Genomic DNA, 5,064 nt, shown 5'->3' with positions numbered 1-5,064 from the left:
CGCATGTTTCGCCGCCACTTTCGCTATCGGGATGCCGGTGGCTTTTGCTGCCAGCGCGGAGGAACGGGATACGCGCGGGTTCATTTCGATCACAATCAGGCGACCGTTTTTCGGGTTCACCGCGAACTGCACGTTTGAACCGCCGGTTTCTACGCCGATTTCACGCAGTACCGCCATCGAGGCGTTACGCATGATTTGATATTCTTTGTCGGTCAGCGTCTGGGCCGGTGCCACAGTGATGGAGTCACCGGTGTGAATGCCCATGGCGTCGAAGTTCTCAATAGAGCAGACGATGATGCAGTTGTCGTTTTTATCACGCACCACTTCCATCTCGTACTCTTTCCAGCCAATCAGCGATTCATCAATCAGCAGCTCGTTAGTTGGGGAGAGATCCAGGCCGCGAGTACAAATTTCTTCAAACTCTTCGCGGTTGTAGGCGATACCGCCGCCGGTGCCGCCCATGGTAAAGGACGGGCGGATGATGCACGGATAGCCGACGTCAGCCGCTACCGCCAGCGCCTCTTCCATCGTATGGGCAATGCCCGAACGCGCGGTGTCGAGACCGATTTTCTTCATCGCGATATCGAAGCGACGACGGTCTTCGGCTTTATCAATCGCATCGGCGGTCGCACCAATCATGGTCACACCGAATTCGGCCAGCACGCCCTGGCGCTCCAGTTCCAGCGCACAGTTCAGCGCCGTCTGACCGCCCATGGTCGGCAGCACCGCGTCCGGGCGCTCTTTCTCAATAATCTTGCGCACGACTTCCCAGTGAATCGGCTCGATGTAGGTCGCATCGGCCATTTCCGGGTCGGTCATGATGGTCGCGGGGTTGGAGTTCACCAGAATGACGCGGTACCCCTCTTCACGCAGCGCTTTACACGCCTGCGCGCCGGAGTAGTCAAACTCACACGCCTGACCGATAACAATCGGACCCGCGCCCAGAATCAGGATACTTTTTATGTCTGTACGTTTTGGCATGGCTCTCTTAACTCCTGATTATTTCGCGGACTGACGGTAAAGCTCAATTAACTCGATAAAGTGGTCGAACAATGGCGCGGCATCGTGAGGACCCGGGCTCGCTTCCGGGTGGCCCTGGAAGCTGAATGCCGGTTTGTCGGTGCGATGAATCCCTTGCAGGGTGCCATCGAACAGCGACTTGTGGGTCACGCGCAGATTGGCCGGCATGGACGCTTCATCCACCGCAAAGCCGTGGTTCTGTGCCGTAATCATCACCGTATTGTTGTCGATATCTTTGACCGGATGGTTGCCACCGTGGTGACCGAATTTCATCTTCACGGTTTTTGCCCCACTCGCCAGCGCCAGCAGCTGATGTCCTAAGCAGATGCCAAACACCGGAATATCGGTCTGGAGGAATTTCTGAATTGCGTCGATAGCGTAATCGCATGGCGCCGGGTCACCAGGGCCGTTCGACAGGAAGATCCCGTCCGGATTCATCTTCAGCACATCTTCTGCCGACGTTTTTGCCGGGACAACCGTCAGGCGACAGCCTCTGTCCACCAGCATGCGCAAAATGTTGCGCTTGGCGCCAAAGTCATAGGCGACAACATGGAACGGCAGTTCGTCTTCTTTCTTTGCTTCCGGCAGGTCGCCCGCCAGCGTCCAGCTCCCCTGGGTCCAGCTGTAAGATTCCGTGGTGGTCACTTCTTTGGCAAGATCCATGCCGTTCAGGCCCGGGAAGGCTTTCGCTTTTTCCAGCGCCAGCGCCGCATTCGGGTTATCGCCCGCGATAATGCAACCGTTTTGCGCCCCTTTCTCGCGCAGCAGACGCGTCAGCTTACGGGTATCGATATCGGCAATCGCCACAATGTTATGGCGTTTCAGGTAAGAAGAGAGGTCTTCGGTATTGCGAAAGTTGCTGGCAATCAGCGGCAGGTCACGAATGACAAGGCCTTGCGCATGGACCTGGGAGGATTCTTCATCGGCGGCATTGGTGCCGACATTACCGATATGGGGATAAGTAAGAGTAACGATTTGGCGGGAATAGGAAGGATCAGTGAGGATTTCTTGATAACCGGTCATTGAAGTATTGAAAACGACTTCCCCAACCGCCGAACCTGTTGCCCCTATGGCCCGACCGTGAAACTGGGTTCCGTCTTCCAGAACCAATAGCGCTGACTTAATCAAAACACCCTCCAGAGAATATTCACTCACTTTATTTGCATATTAATGCATTCGCATAGCATGAATCAATGCAAATTTGCTTACCCGTGGATTTCTGGCAAACGGCGGCATTCTGGAGATAAGGCAGGCAAAAGTCAACTTAAAGGCGGTATTTTTTATATTCTTTTGCGACTCAGGATGAAATCAACGGATTTAACAGGCAAAAAGATCACCCAACCCTGGCAGGAAAACGCTTGCGTGAACAATTATGCGTAGAAAATAGTCTCAGGCTTCGAAAAAGTGGACCACTTGGTCAAAATTTACATTCAGGCAACGTAATAAAGAGAGAAAAGATAGATTTTTACGCCATTTGTAATGGAAACAATCCGTAACAGGTAAAATAAAAGGGCAATAAAAATATTGCCCCATGTAATCAATGCATTGAGATTACAATAACCACATCACGAAAGGTAATAATTAACTATAAATTGTTGAGATCAAGGACATCTCGCATATCAAAAAGACCATTTTTCTTTGCACTAACCCAAAGTGCCGATCTCACCGCACCATTGGCAAAAGTCATACGGCTGGACGCTTTGTGAGTGATTTCGACACGTTCGCCGATATCGGCAAACATAGCGGTATGTTCGCCCACAATGTCCCCGGCGCGGACGGTGGCAAAGCCAATTGTTCCCGGCACGCGTTCGCCGGTGTAGCCTTCGCGACTGTAGACGGCGCATTCTTTTAGATCTTTATCCAGCGCATGGGCAATCGCCTCCCCCATCGCCAGCGCGGTGCCTGACGGCGCATCAACTTTATGGCGGTGGTGCGCTTCAATGATTTCAATATCGGTATAGTCGCCCATCACCTTCGCCGCCTTTTCCAGCAGCTTAAGCATCACGTTGACACCGACGCTAAAGTTCGCCGCGAAGACAATGCCTATGTCCTGCGCGGCATCGCGAATCGCCTGTTTTCCCGCATCGTCAAAACCGGTAGTGCCAATGACCATCCCTTTGCCATGCTGACGACAAAACGCCAGATGATTCAGCGTGCCTTCCGGACGGGTAAAATCGATGAACACATCGAAATCATCTTTTACTGCCTCAAGGCGACTTTGCACGGTAACGGCGGTTTTCCCGACACCCGCCAGTTCTCCGGCATCGCTGCCCAGCAGTGACGATCCCTCGCGCTCAAGCGCCGCACCAAGCGCAACGCCATCCATCTGCAGCGCTGCCTGAATTAACTGGCGGCCCATACGGCCACCCGCGCCCGCTATCGCGACACGGACCTGTGCATCATGCATAGTTATTCTCTTACGTTAAAATGATGTAAATCGTTTTCAGATTAACCAGCACGTCGTCATGCCGCTAGCCAAAAACGTCGATAATTAGAATTTAATGATAAACAGCGAGAGATATCAGTAAAAGACATGACGATCAGCGAAAACCACATGATTCTCTGACCACCAGTGCCGGAGGCAGAATAATGCGTTTCGCCGGCTCATCATTCCCCTGAATACGACTGTAAAGTAACTCTCCCGCCTTACGACCAATCTCTTTTGCCGCGACCGACACGGTGGTCAGCGCAGGCTGAACCAACGCCGCTTCGGTAATATCATCGAACCCGACTAATGCAAAGTCGCGCCCGGGTTCACGCCCCATTTTACGTAGCGCCTGCATTACCCCCAATGCCACAATATCCTGATAACACACCGCGGCAGTAATTTGTGGATGTTGCATCAGCAGAGACTCCGCCACTTTCGCGCCATCAATCTGGCTGGCCTGAGTGGCAACGATCCACTGTGGATTCGGTGAAATGCCATATTCCAGTAGTGTGCTGGTAAATCCGCCAATGCGCTGCGCCCGGCTCCCTGAATTCGGGCTGCCGCCGATGAAGGCGATATTTTTGTGCCCCAGTTTAACTAAATGGGTCGTTGCCATTTGCGTCCCGAGAAAATTATCGGTGCCGACAAAATCAAAGTCCGGATCGCTAAGCGGGCGAACCACCATGATAGCGGGAATATTACGCCGTTTAAGCGCTTCAAAGAACGAGGTCGGTGTTTCCCGCGCCGCGCAGAGCACCATACCGCAGGCGTTATTGCGCATCAGGGAATCAACAAACTTTTGCTGGCGCTCGCCGGACTCTTCGCTGTTCGCCAGAAACAACAGCAGATCGTGCCGCTCCATTTCATGACTGAGCCCCGCCGTCATCTCGCCATAAAATGGGTTAGTAATATCATGCAACAAGAGCCCGACCTGATTGCTGCTGCGATTACGCAAATTCGCTGCGGTCTGGTTATAGACATAGCCAGAATCATCCAGCGCTTTAAGTACGCGTTCACGCGTTGCCTGTGAAATACGCCCCCGATTACGCAGTACCATCGACACGGTCGCAGTGGAGACGCCTGCGCGTTCCGCAACCTGCGCCAGGGTAATGGTTGTCATGACTTCTCCTGTTTCTCGCAAAAGTTAATCGAATAACCTCATTAATGTGCCAGTACGTGTGATTCTCATCACGCTGATGAGCTTTTTACCGCCCTGGTTTTTGATTATGGCGGGTTAATCGCGTTAACCACCCTATGAAAATAAGGTTAATCGATTAATCTTTAATTAGCCAACACGGAGAGAGAAAATGCGTACAACCTATAATAAATTCCCTGAGGTTTATGTTCAGGGCTATGACGACGAGGCCTGGCAAGGCTGGGCGTCGGTCCATTCGGTACTTCGCAGCCGGGTTTCTGAATCACCTAAAACCGTACTGGTTATTGATTGTTATCCGGGTGTGCGACTGGATGAGCTGGAGCAACACCTCCTCGCCGCGCTAAACGCCACCGTAGTGATTAATGTTGAATCCGCGCGACGTGATGAGCAGGCGCTGCATGAATTGTTGGCGCGTAATCTGACCGATGACCGCGTCTTTGGCGTTCTCTCCTGTCACCAT

At 52.5% G+C, this 5,064-nt stretch carries 4 protein-coding genes and 1 pseudogene; 1 reads left to right on the top strand and 4 read right to left on the bottom strand.

The window, feature by feature from the left end:
• From carB to AB7E14_RS20445, 4 genes are all read right to left on the bottom strand, one after another.
• On the bottom strand, window positions 1–981 hold a 981-nt coding region (gene carB / locus AB7E14_RS20460; RefSeq protein WP_428169870.1), incomplete at its 3' end, for a carbamoyl-phosphate synthase large subunit.
• 18 nt (window positions 982–999) lie between these two features.
• Window positions 1,000–2,148 carry a glutamine-hydrolyzing carbamoyl-phosphate synthase small subunit gene (carA, locus tag AB7E14_RS20455; RefSeq protein WP_316962834.1) on the bottom strand — a complete coding sequence of 383 codons (1,149 nt, stop codon included), beginning with the start codon at window positions 2,146–2,148 and terminating at the stop codon, window positions 1,000–1,002.
• Window positions 2,149–2,605: 457 nt separating this feature from the next.
• Complete coding sequence (gene dapB, locus AB7E14_RS20450; RefSeq protein ID WP_316962835.1) at window positions 2,606–3,427, bottom strand: 4-hydroxy-tetrahydrodipicolinate reductase; 822 nt, start codon at window positions 3,425–3,427, stop codon at window positions 2,606–2,608.
• A 133-nt stretch (window positions 3,428–3,560) separates the two neighbouring features.
• On the bottom strand, window positions 3,561–4,568 hold the full coding sequence (locus AB7E14_RS20445) for a LacI family DNA-binding transcriptional regulator (RefSeq protein WP_044267378.1): 1,008 nt from the start codon (window positions 4,566–4,568) through the stop codon (window positions 3,561–3,563).
• Between the two features lie 187 nt (window positions 4,569–4,755).
• Here AB7E14_RS20445 and AB7E14_RS20440 point away from each other — a divergent pair.
• A pseudogene (locus AB7E14_RS20440) lies at window positions 4,756–5,064 on the top strand (mannose-6-phosphate isomerase); the annotation flags it as partial.

The organism is Citrobacter sp. (assembly GCF_050252275.1).
Classification (GTDB): domain Bacteria; phylum Pseudomonadota; class Gammaproteobacteria; order Enterobacterales; family Enterobacteriaceae; genus Citrobacter_A; species Citrobacter_A amalonaticus.
This window is presented reverse-complemented; position numbering and strand designations above follow the sequence as displayed.